Annotated in this window: 11 protein-coding genes; 7 read left to right on the forward strand and 4 right to left on the reverse strand. The window is 46.3% G+C overall.

The window, feature by feature from the left end; translation table 11 throughout:
- Positions 1-112 precede the first annotated feature (112 nt).
- From AAEU32_RS04060 to pabB, 3 genes are all read right to left on the reverse strand, one after another.
- On the reverse strand, positions 113-1489 hold the full coding sequence (locus AAEU32_RS04060; protein WP_421969242.1) for an L-serine ammonia-lyase: 1377 nt from the start codon (positions 1487-1489) through the stop codon (positions 113-115).
- An 84-nt stretch (positions 1490-1573) separates the two neighbouring features.
- Positions 1574-2152: an NUDIX hydrolase gene (locus tag AAEU32_RS04065; RefSeq protein WP_421969243.1), complete on the reverse strand. Its 579-nt coding sequence runs from the start codon at positions 2150-2152 to the stop codon at positions 1574-1576.
- A gap of 7 nt (positions 2153-2159) precedes the next feature.
- Positions 2160-3512: an aminodeoxychorismate synthase component I gene (pabB, locus tag AAEU32_RS04070; protein ID WP_421969244.1), complete on the reverse strand. Its 1353-nt coding sequence runs from the start codon at positions 3510-3512 to the stop codon at positions 2160-2162.
- Positions 3513-3670: 158 nt separating this feature from the next.
- Here pabB and AAEU32_RS04075 point away from each other — a divergent pair, with 158 nt between their 5' ends.
- The 5 genes from AAEU32_RS04075 to AAEU32_RS04095 all read left to right on the forward strand — a co-directional run bounded on the left by AAEU32_RS04075 (position 3671) and on the right by AAEU32_RS04095 (position 12507).
- A complete protein-coding gene (locus AAEU32_RS04075; RefSeq protein WP_421969245.1) occupies positions 3671-5197 on the forward strand; it encodes a fumarate hydratase in 1527 nt (508 codons plus the stop codon).
- Between the two features lie 57 nt (positions 5198-5254).
- Positions 5255-7312 carry a S9 family peptidase gene (locus tag AAEU32_RS04080; RefSeq protein ID WP_421969246.1) on the forward strand — a complete coding sequence of 686 codons (2058 nt, stop codon included), beginning with the start codon at positions 5255-5257 and terminating at the stop codon, positions 7310-7312.
- A 368-nt stretch (positions 7313-7680) separates the two neighbouring features.
- A complete protein-coding gene (locus tag AAEU32_RS04085; RefSeq protein ID WP_421969247.1) occupies positions 7681-8721 on the forward strand; it encodes a Leu/Phe/Val dehydrogenase in 1041 nt (346 codons plus the stop codon).
- Between the two features lie 80 nt (positions 8722-8801).
- Entirely contained in the window at positions 8802-9470 is a 669-nt protein-coding gene (locus AAEU32_RS04090) for a CatA-like O-acetyltransferase (protein ID WP_421969248.1), read from the forward strand.
- Between the two features lie 130 nt (positions 9471-9600).
- Positions 9601-12507, forward strand: coding sequence for a diguanylate cyclase (locus AAEU32_RS04095; RefSeq protein WP_421969249.1), 2907 nt, complete (start codon positions 9601-9603; stop codon positions 12505-12507).
- On the opposite strand, the gene AAEU32_RS04100 is transcribed toward AAEU32_RS04095, so the two are convergent.
- The gene (locus tag AAEU32_RS04100; protein WP_421969250.1) at positions 12504-14858 is read right to left on the reverse strand and encodes a DEAD/DEAH box helicase; all 2355 of its coding nucleotides are present in this window, start codon (positions 14856-14858) and stop codon (positions 12504-12506) included. The genes AAEU32_RS04095 and AAEU32_RS04100 overlap by 4 nt on opposite strands.
- A 92-nt stretch (positions 14859-14950) precedes the next feature.
- Here AAEU32_RS04100 and AAEU32_RS04105 point away from each other — a divergent pair, with 92 nt between their 5' ends.
- Together AAEU32_RS04105 and AAEU32_RS04110 are read left to right on the forward strand one after the other, a co-directional pair.
- On the forward strand, positions 14951-15781 hold the full coding sequence (locus tag AAEU32_RS04105) for a M90 family metallopeptidase (RefSeq protein WP_421969251.1): 831 nt from the start codon (positions 14951-14953) through the stop codon (positions 15779-15781).
- A 307-nt stretch (positions 15782-16088) separates the two neighbouring features.
- Positions 16089-16592 (forward strand): outer membrane protein, encoded by a 504-nt coding sequence (locus AAEU32_RS04110; protein ID WP_421969252.1) that lies wholly within the window; start codon positions 16089-16091, stop codon positions 16590-16592.
- Positions 16593-16809 lie beyond the last annotated feature (217 nt).

Consider the following 16809-nt stretch of genomic DNA (forward strand, 5'->3'; position numbering starts at 1 on the left):
AAAAAAGGCGACCTAGGTCGCCTTTTTGCGTTGTGTCTGCTGTTATACCAATGGTGTTGCATCAGTGAGCATGCTATTTAGCCCACTAGGAAGAGCATTTACGTAATTGGTATTAACACTCGATGATGTTGACCGCAAGGCCACCGCGCGCGGTTTCCTTGTATTTGGTCTTCATATCATTACCAGTATCCCACATGGTCTTGATGACCTTATCCAGAGATACTTTTTGCTCCCCAGTGCCGCGCATAGCAAGGCGTGATGCGTTAATCGCTTTTACCGCCCCCATAGCATTGCGCTCAATGCAAGGCACTTGCACAAGGCCGCCAACTGGGTCACAGGTTAAGCCAAGGTTATGCTCCATACCAATCTCTGCGGCATTTTCAACTTGCGTGGCGTTACCGCCCATGATTTCAGTTAAGGCACCAGCCGCCATTGAGCAAGCTACACCCACTTCACCTTGGCAGCCCACTTCAGCTCCAGAGATAGAGGCGTTTTTCTTGTACAGAATACCTATTGCCGCTGCCGTTAGAAGGTAACGGGTTGCTATCTCTTGGTCTACTTCTTTAATAAAGGTGTGATAGTACATTAATACCGCAGGCAAAATGCCCGCTGCACCATTGGTCGGAGCGGTCACTACGCGGCCACCGGCTGCATTTTCTTCGTTAACTGCAAGCGCAAACAAGTCAACCCAGTCCATTGCGCGAAGGGGATCGTTGTTGTTCTCTACATTTAGTTTTAAGTACAAACTTGGTGCACGACGGCGAACTTTGAGCCCACCAGGCAAAATACCCTCGGTGCGCATCCCTCGTTCAGTGCAGGCTTTCATTACTTCCCAGATATGGAAAAGCTCGTCACGAATCGCTTGCTCTGAACGCAGTGTCTTCTCGTTAGCCATCATTAGGCTCGACACACTCAAGCCAGACTCTTTACACAAATCAAGTAACTCTTGGGCAGAATCAAACGGGTAAGGAGCTGGGTTTTGCTCGCGAATATCCAGCGCAGCTTGTTTCTCGTTATCAAACTCTTCGTCAGTAACAATGAAGCCACCACCGATTGAGTAATACACTTGTGAGGCGACTTTTTCTTTGCCGTTAAAGGCAATAAGCTCCATGGCATTGGAATGCTTAGGTAAGGTTTTACGACGATGAAATACAATAGCGCCTTGCTTTGGAAACTTAACCGGGTGCTTTTTATCCAAGTGAATGATTTGTTCTTGTTCTATTTGCGCAAGGATGTCTGGCACTGCGTCAGCGTCAACAGTTTCGGGGTCATATCCGGCAAGTCCAAGAATGACGGCTTTACCTGAGCCGTGGCCAACGCCTGTTTGGCCCAATGAGCCAAATAATTCCACCTTTACTTCGGTGACTTCTTGGAGTTTATCTTGTTCTTCAAGTGCTTGGACAAATAGTCGCGAAGCACGCATTGGACCCACTGTGTGTGACGACGATGGACCAATGCCAATGCTGAACATATCGAATGCACTGATCATAGTAGTTATAACTCACATTACCTTTTGAACGGGCGGCCATGATAACGTTAAATAATTATAGATGTAATTCTAATTCGACAAGTTTTAGCTGATCAGACCATGATGGCTGATAAATTGATGAATAATTCGCTCAGTTGCACCCCAAAGGAGGCCATGAGGCGTGTTCAGCACCTTAAAATTGAGCGTACGTTTGGCACGTGCCACGCTTAAAGTGTGCCAATTCGATTGCAGACATAACGTACTCAATGGCACGAAAAACGCGGTTTCTACTTCATTTTGGTCAATTTGCCAGCGGGTATTTGGCTGTAAATAGCCCAAGTAGGGGGTGATCACAACATCACCCAAGGTACTGATTTGCGGCAGTCTGCCAATGACATCTACCTTGTTAGAGGGAATATTGAGTTCTTCGTGAAGTTCGCGCAAAGCGGTGTGCTTTAGGCTTTTGTCTTCTCGTTCTTGTTTGCCACCGGCAAAGCACAACTGACTTGGATGATGACGTAAATGGCTCGCGCGCTTGCACAATAAAACCTGTGCGCCTTGTGGGGAGTCGCTTAATAACATCATGACCGCACTTTGGCGCTTGGGGTGGCGATAGGTCGATATCTCTGTAGGCGCACTGAGTGAGAAACGGCTAATAATGTGCGCACACGAGAGGGTAGTCAAAATAAGCTCACTCTAAAACTGGCAAGATTTTATTCACCTTATGGTACGTTTCTTGGTATTCCAGTTCAACGTCTGAGTCGGCGACAATCCCCCCGCCAGCCCAGCAATACAGATGTTGATTGTGTGCAACCAAGGTGCGAATAGTAATGCTGGTATCCATATCACCACACGCGCTCAAATAACCAATCGAACCACAATATGCACTGCGGCGGTGTGGCTCTAGCTCCTCAATTATTTCCATCGCGCGGATTTTGGGCGCGCCAGTAATCGAGCCACCAGGAAAGGCTGCTTTTAATTGGTCAACGGCCGTTTTTCCCGCTGCTAATTCTGACTGCACCGTGCTTACTAGGTGGTGTACTGCGGGAAAGCTTTCTATGGCGAACAATGATGGAACGTTTACGCTTCCCGGCTTGGCTACTTTTCCTAAATCATTGCGCAATAGGTCAACAATCATGACGTTTTCCGCGCGATCTTTAGGTGAGTGCGCAAGCTGTTGGGCGAGCGCCTTGTCCTCATTGATGTCGCTGCTGCGTGGCAAGGTGCCTTTGATTGGCTTGGTTTCGACCTTGTTGTTCTTCACTTCGATAAAGCGCTCTGGCGAGATAGACAATATACAACTGTTTTGAAGGCGAATAAACGCAGAAAAGGGCGCACGATTATGCTCGCGCAAACGTTTATAAGCGTGCCACTCACATCCAGAGAATTGGGCACAAAAGCGCTGCGCTAAATTTATTTGATAACAATCGCCGCTTAGCAGGTATTCATGAATTTTGGCAAATTGCGCTGCATAGAACTCATAGGTCATATTTGATTGCCATGGTGATGCGAGCGTAAAGGATGCAGATTGAGCGTGGCAATCTAGCTGACTAAGGTATTTTTGCAGGCCTGCACCCGCATCGATACTTGGTTGAGCTACGTAGTACCATTGTTGACACGCTTTATCGAAAATGAGCGCATCAAGGTATAAACCGACCTGCATTTGCTCTAAGTCGATATCGTTTTGTGCCAGTTCAGGCATGCGCTCGAGGGTGCGCCCTAGATCATATCCAAAATACCCTAACCAACCACCATTGAACGGTAGGTCAAACGGTGCTTTTTGCTTACACAACACATCGAGTTGCTGCTGCATTAATGTAAACACATCGGTGCTAACGGGTGAGTTATTAAGCAGTGTTTGACCGTCTTTTACACTGAGCCACTGACTGGGTGCAAAAGCAATAATGTCAAAGCGGCTATTGACATGGTTATCACTGGCCGAATCGAGGAAGGTTGCCCCGTTCAGATGGTGAAAATGGTTAAAAACATCACACGGTTGTGCCTTTATTGACACCTTGATGCAGTGTAATTGCGAATTTGTCATTATCTTCAACTCGAAGAACTAGCCCGAAACGGGCTGGGAGGTTATCATAAGTTACACTTTTTCAGAAGTCGCACTCTCACACTGTGCGCACGTCACCGAGTCGTCGTGTAAGCTTAACCTATATTTTGTGATACACGACTAAGTATGAAGGAAGAACTATGAGCACTATTCGTCAGCAAGACTTCATCGACAGCATTGCCGATGCCTTGCAGTACATCTCGTTTTATCACCCATTGGATTTCGTTCAAGCACTTGAAAAGGCTTACAACAAAGAGCAAAACAAAGCGGCTAAAGATGCGATTGCGCAAATCCTAATTAACTCGCGTATGTCAGCAGAGGGCAAACGTCCACTGTGCCAAGACACAGGTATTGTTACGTGTTTTGTTAAAGTGGGAATGGATGTTAAATGGGATAAAACAGACATGACCGTGCAACAAATGGTTGATGAAGGCACGCGCCGTGCTTACCTTAATCCAGATAACCCATTACGTGCGTCGATTGTTGCAGACCCTGCTGGTTCTCGTAAAAACACTAAGGACAACACGCCTTCAGTAGTACACATCGACTTGGTTGCTGGTAACGAAGTAGAAGTGATGATTGCTGCGAAGGGCGGTGGTTCTGAAAACAAAACTAAGATGGTTATGCTAAACCCTTCAGACGATGTGGCTGAGTGGGTTGAAAAAACATTGCCGACTATGGGCGCAGGTTGGTGTCCACCGGGCATGCTTGGCATAGGTATTGGTGGCACTGCTGAAAAAGCAGCGGTACTGGCAAAAGAATCATTGATGGACCCAGTTGATATTCATGAACTGATGGAACGCGGTGCACAGACGACAGAAGAAAAGCTGCGTCTAGAAATTTTTGAGCGCGCTAACAAAACAGGTATCGGTGCCCAGGGTCTAGGTGGTCTAACAACCGTTGTTGATATTAAAGTTAAGACTGCGCCAACCCATGCAGCCTCAAAACCTGTTGTGATGATCCCGAACTGTGCAGCGACGCGTCACGTACACTTCACTCTTGATGGTTCAGGTCCTGCTGATTTGAAAGCGCCAAAACTAGAAGATTGGCCAGAAGTGACGTGGGAAGTCGGTGCTGATACGCGTCGTGTTAATCTTGATACGCTTACTAAAGATGACATCAAAGAATGGAAGATGGGTGAAACCGTACTTCTAAGCGGTAAGATTTTGACCGGTCGTGATGCTGCGCACAAACGCCTTCAAGGTATGATTGAAAGCGGTGAAGGCATGCCTGAAGGTGTCGATTTCACAAATAAATTTATCTACTACGTAGGCCCAGTGGACGCTGTTGGCGATGAAGTTGTAGGTCCAGCAGGCCCAACCACATCAACGCGTATGGATAAATTCACCGATTTAATGCTTGAGAAAACAGGCCTTATCGGCATGATCGGCAAAGCCGAGCGTGGCCCTGCAACTGTTGAGTCAATCAAAGAAAACAAAGCGGTTTACCTCATGGCGGTAGGTGGCGCGGCGTACCTTGTTGCCAAAGCAATTAAGAAAGCCCGCGTGGTCGCTTTTGAAGACTTGGGTATGGAAGCCATTTACGAGTTTGAAGTAGAAGACATGCCAGTAACGGTTGCCGTAGACAGCGAAGGCGCTAACGCGCATACGCAAGGACCGGCAATCTGGAAAGCGAAAATTGAAGAATTAGACAGTGCATTAAAATAATGCGCACATTGTTGAAAAAGAGCGCATCAGCGCTCTTTTTTATATGGAGTAAGAAAAATGATAACAACTACACGCCTTGCATTAGCCCTTGCGGGCTTGAGTGTCGGCTTTAGCACACACGCAGATGTACTGAGTGTTGATAAGCTCAACAATCTGAAAAAAATTCATAGTGTTGCAGTATCCAGTGATGGTCTTAACTTAGTCTATGGCATCAAAACGCCAAAGGGCAGTGATCTGTACTTACAAAGTGTGCAAATGCAAAACACCGGCTTTGCTGATGTGCCATCGAGTAATAAAACCACACGTCTAACTTTTGATAGTAAAACCGAGTCCAGTGTGAGTTTTGCAGCAGACAATAAGGGTGTTTACTTCCTATCTTCTCGCAGTGGCTCACAACAACTGTGGTATTTACCACTAGGTGGCGGTGAAGCAAGACCAATCACCGATTTCCCTTTGGACATTGAAGGCTATCGCTTAAGTGCAGATAACAAGACCTTAGTGGTGAGCTTTGATGTCTACCCACAGTGCGACACGCTGGTGTGCTCTGTTGAAAAAAGCAAAGAAAAGCAGAACGTTAAACATACTGCCCAGGTGTATGACGATTTGATGGTGCGTCACTGGGATCATTGGAATGATGAGAAGGTACGCCATCTATTCAGCGCCGCGATGACAGGGGAGTTGATAACCGATGCCAAAGATATCACACCAAACTGGCAAACTGATGTGCCAGCTAAGCCATTTTCCGGCATGGAAGAGGTTGCCATTAGTCCTGATGGGCAAAAGGTGGTATTTAGCGCCAAGCTCAAAGCCAAAGACAATGCATGGAGCACCAATTTCGACTTATTTGAAGTGCCTGTAACTGGTGGTGAAATACGTAACCTTACCCAGAGCAACACCGCATGGGATTCAAGCCCACAGTACTCGGCCGATGGCCGTTATCTGGCTTATAAAGCAATGAGCAAACCGGGCTTTGAGTCTGATAAATTCACCTTGCAATTGATTGACTTGCGCAGCGGTGAGCATAAGCCTTTAGCCCAGCAGTGGGATAGAAGTGTTGGCAGCTTTACCTTAAGTGCCAACGGCCGAGCGATTTACGCAACAGCGAAAGACTTAGGGCAAACAAGTTTGTTCGAGATAAGCACTGCGTTTGGTGATGTGCGTTCATTATTTGCCGATGGCTACGTGGGTGACGTGCATGTGAGCCCTTCACAGTTGGTGTTTACACGCCATGCCTTAAACTCGCCCAAAGAGCTCTATCGCATGAACCTCGATGGCGCAGGATTGACGCAATTGACCGAGGTCAACAAGGATAACCTAACCAATATCACTTTCGGTGATGTTGAGCAATTTAGCTTCGCAGGAGCCGGTGATGAGACGGTGTATGGTTATGTGGTAAAACCTGCACAGTTTGAGGCGAATAAGCGCTACCCTCTGGCGTTTTTAGTGCACGGTGGTCCACAAGGCTCGTTTGGCAACATGTTCCACAGTCGTTGGAATGCCCAGTTGTGGGCCGCACAAGGTTATGGCGTTGTGATGATCGATTTCCATGGCTCTGTTGGTTACGGCCAAGCGTTTACAGATTCTATTTCCCGCGATTGGGGTGGAAAACCGCTGCAAGACCTGCAACAAGGTCTGGCATTTGTGCGCAGCAATTATAAATGGCTCGATACTGAGAACGGCTGCGCACTCGGTGCTTCTTATGGTGGTTACATGATGAACTGGATTGCGGGTAATTGGCCAACAGGCTTTAATTGCTTGGTTAATCATGCTGGCTTGTTTGATATGCCAAGTTTCCATCAAAGTACCGAAGAGTTGTGGTTTGCTGAACATGAGATGGGCGGGCCGTTTTGGGCAAAAGACGCAGATTACAGCAAGTTCAATCCGGCGAACTTCGTACAAAACTGGCAAACGCCGATGTTGGTCACCCAAGGTTTGAAGGATTACCGTGTACCTTATGCACAAAGCCTAGGCGCGTTTACTACATTACAACGTAAAGGCATTGATTCGCGACTGGTGGTGTATCCTGATGAAAATCATTGGATCCGTAACCCTGAGAATTTAAAACACTGGTACGAAGAAGTCTTCGCTTGGATGGCGAAATACACACAACAATAAATCTTATCTACTCTGACCAGTTAGGCGGTTTGTGGCGTAACGTAGCGCAACGAACCGCCTTGTCAGCCATTCGACAATTCCCATTCGCGTATTAAAATATTTACATTACGCTTACCGTTAACGTCAACGTCACCCTTATAGGTATAAGTTATATTCGCTCGTTGCAATTAACTGGTTTTAAATGTTTATTTAATCACACATAGTGAATAAATCATGCATTTACAATTTTATACATGGAAAATATATTCGCACAGGGGAGTGTGAGCGACTTTATCATTTGTTTTGGTGGTCAGGACGATTACTTAGTGATAGAGTCTGCGGCAATTTCAGCGCACCCGGTGTCAGGGTAACAAGTTCGGAGAATAAAAGTGGCTGTTTTTAATCAAGTTGATTTCGATAACCACGAGCAAGTGGTTTTTTGCAGTGATAAAGAGTCAGGCCTAAAGGCCATTATTGCTGTACACAGCACCAAGCTAGGACCTGCTGTAGGCGGCTGTCGTATGTGGAATTATGCCAGTGATGAAGATGCAGTAACTGACGTTTTACGTTTATCAAAAGGGATGACGTATAAAAATGCAGTAGCGCGTCTGCCATTCGGTGGTGGTAAATCTGTGATCATTGGTGATGCTAAAGCGATTAAATCAGAAGCCTTGTTCCGTGCTTTTGGTAAGCAGCTAGAGCGCTTAGGCGGTAGCTACTATTCAGCAGAAGATGTAAACATCACCACAGGTGATGTGATGATGATGCACCAAGAGACCAATTACGTAATGGGTCTTGAAGGTAAAAGCGGTAACCCTTCACCGTTCACAGCTCTAGGTACATTCTTAGGCATTAAGGCGGCTTACCAGCACAAGCATGGTCACCAAAACCTTGAAGGCGTTAAAGTTGCAGTCCAAGGTCTAGGCGCAGTAGCGTATGACTTGTGTAAACACCTTCACAATGCAGGTGCTGAGCTTTTCGTAACTGATATCAACGAAGAGTCGGTAGCGCGCGTAGTGAATGACTTCAATGCCACTGCGGTAGGCATCGATGAAATCTACGACCTTGATGTGGATGTATATGCACCATGTGCGTTAGGCGCTACGGTGAATGACAACACGATTGGGCGTCTTAAGGCGAACATTATTGCAGGTTGTGCTAATAACCAGCTAGCTGAGCCTCGCCACGGTGAAATCATCCGTGAAAAAGGTATTCTTTATGCACCTGATTACGTAATCAACGCTGGTGGTATCATCAATGTTTATTACGAAACAAAAGAAGAAGGCTACTGTGCTGAGGCAGCTACGAAGCACGTTGAAGGGATTTACGATACGCTTATCGAGATCTTTAAACGTTCAGACGTTGAGCAGGTATCAACGCACGTTGTTGCTGATGAGCTAGCAGAAGAAATCATCGCTAACGGCCTATGATTTTGATGGCGTAATTTATTGCGCAAATAGCACGAATAAGGCATGCTCTTTGGCATGCCTTTTTTGTTTGTGTAATGACCATGACTGAACCTTCGTCACTCGTTTATTCACCCTTAGACTTGCACGCTTGGGAGCGTAAACAACACTTTGAATTATATAAAAATTTCACAAACCCGTATTTCAACGTGTGCATTCGACTCAAAGCATGGCCATTGTACGAATACTGTAAAAATAACAATCTTTCCTTTTTTCTAGCTTACGTTTACCTCGCTCACATCACTGCCAGTGAATACCGGCCGATGAGCTTACGTATTGAAAATGACCATCCGGTGCATTGTCACAAGCCCCGTGTGAGTGTGGTGCAATTGGCCGCGGACGAAACATTTCGCTTTAGTTATTTGCAACTGACGCAGTCGTTCTCTGAGTATCGTTATCACCACCAAGAGCAAAGCGAACGATCCTTAAACGATCCGTTGTTTAGTGACGCGTTTGCACGCACAGAAGGGCAATGTGATCTCATTCATGTGTCGGTGTTACCGTGGCTCAACTTTAGTTCCTTTTCACATGCGAGCAGCATCGGTGCTAGCAATGGCATACCCAAACTGGTGTTTGGTCAATACGACAAAGAGTCAACCTGTATGCCGCTGTCTATAGATGTCCATCATGCGCTTGTTGACGGTTTACATGTGGCTCGCTTTGTACAACTACTACAAGAAAAGTTTCTCAACCCTGACAAATACTTAGCGTAAAAACAGTTGTACGACATACGTTTTTAGGTACGTGAGCAGGTAGGCATTTGTAATTGTCTATTGTGTGCATAACGTGTATGTTCATAATTCGTTAAGATAACAACAATAATAAAAGTGTTTGATGAGCAAGGTGCGGGTTTTTTTTTCTTTCTATCTACTAAGTTTTTTTGCATGCCTTGCTTCATGCTTTTCACTCTCTTCATATGCGCAGACTCGCGTTGAAAATATTCCTTTAAATCATTACTTTGCCGAAACATGGGATACCCGTGATGGCCTACCTCACAACAGTATTAATGCGTTAACACAAACCGAAGACGGCTACATTTGGGTGGGTACATGGGAAGGCGTTGCGCGCTTTAATGGCCGTGCCTTCACTTTGTTTACGCGTGGTACGCAAACCGGCCTACCTGATTCAGGCATCCGCAGCTTAAGTGTTGAACCTCGCTCGCAGGCAATGTATGTAGCAGGCTCTCGCGGTGGGGTGAGCGTGGTTCAGCATGGCCAATGGCAATCATTGTCGCCCGCGCGCAATATGGTTAACTATGCGTTTAGAGCCTCTGATGGTGTGCTGTGGTTAGCGTTGGAAGATGACGGCGTGATAAGACGAGACGCCGAGCAAGAGCAACATCTACTGAGCTCTTTAAGTACCTATCATATTATTGAGCAGGATGCCCGCATCTGGATTGCCACAAGTCATGGGTTATATGCCTATGAAGAGGGTGAACTTATCTCGCCTGATAATTTGCCCAACGCGCTAACAGGGATGATTTACAAGCTGGCTCTTGATAGCAATAACAATCTATTAGTGGGCTGCGAACAGGGGCTTTGGCGGCTGCAAAATGGGCGTTTTGAGTTGCTTGATAGCGCACTTAAGAACGAACCTATTTCGGCGTTATTACTCGATTATCGCGGCGATATTTGGTTTGGCACAATCAATAACGGTGTATTTCGCTACAGTGAGTTTGGCATTGAAAAGCTCGATGCCAATGTCGGCTTACCTAGTAACCGTATTTTATCTCTACTCGAAGACAACGAACACAGTATATGGATTGGCACTAACGCCGGCCTATTTCGTTTGCGCCAAGCGCCGTTTACGACGTTATCCCAAAGTCGCGGGTTATCGGGTAACTATGTTCGCACTTTACTCAGTCATACAGATGGCAACCTTTACATCGGCACCAGTAACGGCCTGAATCTTTATCAAGGCAATACCGCCCAACCTTTAGGGATGAGCGATGGCTCGACAATCTCGGTATTGAGTCTGACAAGTTCACGCCGAGGCGGTATTTACGTGGGCACCTACACGAATGGATTGCTGTATTTCGAAGATGGAGTAATAACGCCACTACATAATCGCAGCAATGGTCTGCCCAGCAACGAAGTCCGCGCTATTTATGAGCAAGAAGATGGGTCATTATGGATAGGCACTGCCGCAGGACTGGTGCATCAAAGGGCCGACGGCCAGCGCACCATATTAACGGATAAACAAGGACTACCTGGCAACTTTATCATGGCGATTGCTCAAGATAGTGTCGGGCGTATTTGGGTAGGCACAGGGGTTGGGGTGGCCTATATCGACAGCGAGACTGACACCATCGTTGATATGGCATTGTCTGATTATTTTGATGCTGAGTATGCATTTGGCTTTTTAGTTGAGCGAGAGTCGTTGTGGATGGCCACAGACAGAGGGCTTGTGCATGTTGACTTAAAAACGCTCAGTATGTCCAAGCTCAGCAAAGAGCAAGGGCTTCCCGTTGATAAGATATTTGCTGTGGTGGGTGATGAATTTGATCACTTTTGGCTTACCAGTAACCGAGGGGTGATAAGAGTTGCGCGCGATGCCGTGTTGGCGAGTCTGAGTGACACCACACAAGTCATAGAGTTTTCGATGTTTGACCAAGGTGATGGCATGTTGAGCTCACAGGCTAATGGTGGCTCTCAATACCCCGCTTTGCGACATCATGATAATACAATTTGGGTTGCCACTGCGCGGGGCGCGGTGATGGTGGATCCAAAACGCTTAACGCGCATGGCGGATACGCCGTTGCCTGTTAGCATTGAATCCATTCAATTTGACAGCCAGTTGCAACCTTATGCTCTAGATAAGGCGGTGAGTGTGCCCGCAGATGTTAATCGCGTGTCATTTGCCTACGCAGGTTTGGGTTTTGTTATGACCGAGCGTATTGAATACCAAACTCGTTTACAGGGCTATGAAAAGCAATGGGTTGATAGGGGCAACCTTGCCATTACCGAATATACCAACTTGTCACCTGGGCATTATCAATTTGAAGTAAGAGCACGATACCCATATGGTCCATGGCAGCAAAATGGAGCACAAATCAGCTTTATAGTAGCCCCAAAAGTATGGCAAACCATTCCTTTTAAAGTCGCTTTATTTACCGTTATCGGCTTGCTTATTGTACTTATCTACAGGTTACGCTTTTACCATCTCAAGCGCAGTGAAGCACGATTAAAGCAAAGGGTTGCTGAGCAAACTAAAGTACTGGCTGAGCAGGCCGAAGCGTTTGCTCACCAAGCAACTCATGATCAATTAACCGGCATAGCAAACCGCCGAGCATTTGATGCATGGCTCACTGAACATTTTGTAGCGGCAAAAGCAAAAGGTCAGGCTTTGAGTCTGTTGATCATCGATATTGACCACTTTAAAAAGATTAATGATCAGTTCTCTCACCTTGTCGGTGATAAAGTGATTATTGAAGTAGTGAACGTCATCGCCAAAAACTTACCGCCGGAGGCGCTTTTCTCACGCTGGGGTGGGGAGGAGTTTGCGATATTGCTGCCCCATGTCAAAGAAACTCATGCCGTGCACTGGGCGCAAGGTATTTGTACTCAAGTACACCATCATGATTATACACATATAGACGAGCGCTTAAGCGTATCAATCAGCATCGGTGTGGCCGATATTAATTCTGCCACCAACTACGACCGTTTACTGAGTAACGCTGATACAGCCTTGTATCAAGCAAAGAACAAAGGTCGTAATCGCATAGTTGGCTTCTCGAGTGATTGCAGCTAGCGAATATCCACCACTTTACTGGCTTTTTTGTAGCGAATTTGTAGGCCCGACCAATTGGGTAACTCCCAGCGTTTGGGAGGGTCTTTTCTATCACCGCTGTGATAATGTGCTACCACGCGCTTGGCTCGAAAGTGGTACTCAATCTTCAAGGTCATACTCGGTAGTTCTACCTGCAAGGGAAAGCGCTCAACAAAGTCGTGTGCTTCCCATTCATCAATTCCGTGGTAGAACAAATCTTCATCATCAATGAGCGCAAGATCTTCTTGGTTTTGTACGCCCAACACCCGCAGTTGTGATTGAAGATGCTCATAGGCAGTAGGTAGGTGTTGTGTTTTATTGTGATAGTCCAAATACAGTGCGTGATAAGCAAGACTTTGATTCACTTGTGTAGCGAGGGAAGGAAATAAACTGCCAGCCAATATAAGGCTTACCACAGCCTCAATGGTGTGGCCTTCATCAATAGCAATATCATCTGTCGCTAACTCACGCCCAGCATAAGTGTATGTGACTTTAGCGCGTATGGATAAATCGTCACATTGCGTATCATTGCAGATATAGAAGGCAGTGATTTGCTCGTTACATGGTGCGCATTTGCGCACCATGTGTATGCTGATGGGGGCACACAAGGTCGCGAGAGTATCGGCGTGTTTTTTACCTTTGCCAGCTAATGAGAAAGTCGATAACACGACCGCCGCATCGGCTTGCTCATTTAATAATGAATTCTTCGCTGGGCGCACCTCCAGTTCACCATTACCAAAGCCACCTCGACGGTTGTCTTTGCGCACAAAAATCGCCTGAGGAAAGGCATAGGCAATAGCCTCAAGCAGGGCCTCGTAATCAAACCGCGCGCTTTTTGCCAATTCGGGAAGTTGATAATGGTGGCGTAAATAATTGCTGTAGGTTTGCGCTTCTGTTAATGCTGTTTCATCAATATCGAGCGTGTCTTCACACCAGAGTCTGAGGGCGGCAATGGACATAGCAATATCGCTGCTTTGATACTGCTCTCCCAATGTTTCGCCTAGAAGTTCACGCGTTTCACTGTTTGGCATAGCGTAAAGCTGTGCTGGGGTCATGATCACGCTGGCTAAATCGATCATGGCTTGGCGCAATGTGGAGTTGGGCATAGACTCAATTAAATAGCCAAGCTGTGCATCCACGGGAAGGGGATAAATCTTGCGGCCAAGCTCTGTTGCGAGGCACTTGTCATCTATGGCGCCCAGCGCAAGAAGTGTTTGCTTTGCTCTATTTAAGCTCGATTGCGGCGGGGCTGTAAGTAAGTCTAAATCATCAATACTCACTTGGGCACAGGCGCTGGCCAGCACGAGTTCATCAAGTGCTTCACGCTCAATTTCCACTGGTGTGTGAGCCATCAATGGGGCGTGCTCACCAAATAAGGCGATATACACCCCGGGAGCTGTTCGCCCACAGCGACCTTTTCGCTGCTTTTGGGAATCTTTGGCTATGGCGTCAAGGCCAAGTACGGTTTTGCCTTTGCGAAGATGCGTCCGTCGTTCTAGCCCTGAGTCGATGACGCATTCAATACCCGGCACGGTCAATGAGGTTTCAGCCACATTAGTGGCAAAAATAATGCGTCTTTGTTCACTCAGGTGCATCGCAGCCTGCTGTTCATGAATAGGGCTTGAGCCATGCAGGGCAATACAGCGCGCTGGTAATGTTTTACAGTGATTTATGCACTCTTGTATTTCGCCACGCCCGGGCAGAAAAACCAAGATATCCGCGTGGGTGTCGCTCAGTGCCAGCTTACATGCGTCATATACACGCAGTGCAAGGTCATGGCGACTCGGCATGGCTTGCATATCAGCACAGAGATAACGACTTTCGATATCAAACATGCTTCCTTGGCTGTGCAATGTGTGTGCATCTATATAGTGTTCAAGGTTGCTGTTGGCTAAGGTTGCGGAGGTAACGATTAAGCGGTGCTTATTGGCGCGCTTTAAAAGCGCTAAGAGTAAATCAGTATCCCATCTGCGCTCATGAAATTCATCGAGCATCACCACCTTATAATCGGTCAAGCCGTTTTCAAAGAACCACCTCAATGCTACACCGGGAGTAGCGAAAACGACTCTGGTTGCATCGCTTAAGTGCGCCTCAAATCGAATAGCGTAACCAATCTCTTCGCCCACCTGTTGATGTTTTTGTTGCGCAAGATACTGGGCCAAAGAAGTTGCGGCGATGCGACGAGGTTGTATTACTAATACTCTGTTAGATTGCGCGGCCCAAAGCGGTAAACAGGTCGATTTCCCACTACCAGTAGGCGCATGAACAACCACGTTGTGATGGCCAATGGCGTTGATAAAGTCGTGCTCTAAGGTGTGGATGGGAAGTGCCATAGCTATAAATTAAATCGTGCAATTGTATTATTGAGATTGATTTTCAGCGCCAAGGGTCATATGTACTAAGTACTATGTCAAGGAATTAACACATGATAAATGCGGTATTAATTGCGCTGCTCATCGTTTTTGCGGCGATTTACTGGAGAAAAGAAGCACTGTGGCGTTATTACTGGCAGCGAAAGTACCAAAGTGCAGTCTTAAGCGAACAACAACGCCAGTTATTGTTACGAGCTATGCCAATTTATAAGGCGATGACAGATGCAGACAGGGAAAAGCTAGAGCGCCATATTTGTTGGTTTTTGGGAGAGAAGCGCTTTTTAGGTCGCGATGGTTTGCAAGTAAACGAAGCGATGCAGCTGATTGTGGCAGCGGATGCGTGTTTACTGATGCTTAATAAGCCTTGGCCATTATTTCCAAATGTGAAAGAGATCCTCTTATACCCGAGCGCATACTACGCCAATGTTACCCAACGCGACGTGGCTGGTCTTGTCAGTTATCACCAAGTGATCCGTGAGGGCGAGTCTTGGCCTGGTGGCACCTTAGTGTTGAGCTGGCGAGATGTGCTGGAGGGAAATCGCCTTCCCGGGGATGGCCATAACCTTGTATTTCATGAGTTTGCCCATCAACTCGATCAAGTTACAGGGCAAACCAATGGCACCCCACAGCTACTAACGAAAAAAGCATATCAACGGTGGGCACAGGTGTTTAGTCGTGCTTTTAACAAATTAAAAAGCCATGTTGCCTACAACATGCCTCACGTGATGCATAGTTACGGTGCAACCAATGAAGCCGAATTTTTCGCAGTGGCAACCGAAACCTTTATCGAAAAACCGCACGAAATGCGCCAATTCGATGCCGAGTTATTCAACATTCTCAAGGATTACTATGAGTTTGACCCAAGTCAGTGGCAGCGGTGGTAAGTATGTTATTTTATCCACATAATAAATATAAAAATCAGATGTATAGTGGCAATTTTTGTTGTTTTAAAAAGTGCATTTAGTGTTATTATAGGCACCGAATTTCAGGCGAAACTATCTAAAGAGTAGTTGCCTGTGAATGAGTCAGGGAAGGCTTAAATTACAAAAGGAAGTGTTGAGTTAGTTGTAAGGCTAACGGTCTTTTACCTTCGACAGCACCTCTCAAGCTACTATTTTGTTCTCGAGCTTCCCTGTACAAAAAATAAAGAAAAATATGTTGCCACTATGTGGCTTTTCAAAGGGAAATAACATGCTTAAAAAATCATTAGTTGCATTAGCATTAGTAGGTACTTCATTCGCTTCACAGGCAAACTGGCAAGCAGGTGTTGGGTATGTAAACTTATCTGATAGCGAAGGCGGCGATTCAATAAGCCTTAATGCGCTTGTTGGTTCACTAGGATATAAGTTCAAATCATCAGACAGCTTTTACTTCATGCCTGAACTTCGTTTAGGTACCGGTCTAGGTGATGACGATTTGTACGGTATTAAAGTTGAAGTTGAAAGCTTCATGGCCTTGTCTCTTCGCGGGCAGTATGACTTCGATAATGGTATGTATTTATACGGTGCACCTTCGTACGCGAACGTTGAAGTGAAAGCTTCAGGCTATGGTGCATCAGCGACTGAAGACGAGTGGGAATTCGGTCTAGGTGGTGGCTTAGGCTATAACTTCTCTAATGGTGTTGCTGCGGAGTTGTCTTATGAACAGTTTGACGGCGTCGATGTGGTAAGTTTTGGGCTTAAGTTTGATTTCTAATCGCCCATGAATCGGTGCTGAGCATGTAACCGATACAATGCTCAGCACTAGAGGTAATGCGTCAGTGTCGTTATACATCTTGGTACTGGCGTAATTAATACTGTTTTTCAGTCGTGTTCCTATCATTCCATCTCTGATTTTCGCCCATTAACCCCAATGCGCTTTCACTTTTTCGCTGTTTTTGATTTAGTAGGCAGTGATAACAAGTAAATCTAAT

This window comes from Pseudoalteromonas maris (assembly GCF_049257235.1).
Lineage (GTDB): Bacteria > Pseudomonadota > Gammaproteobacteria > Enterobacterales > Alteromonadaceae > Pseudoalteromonas.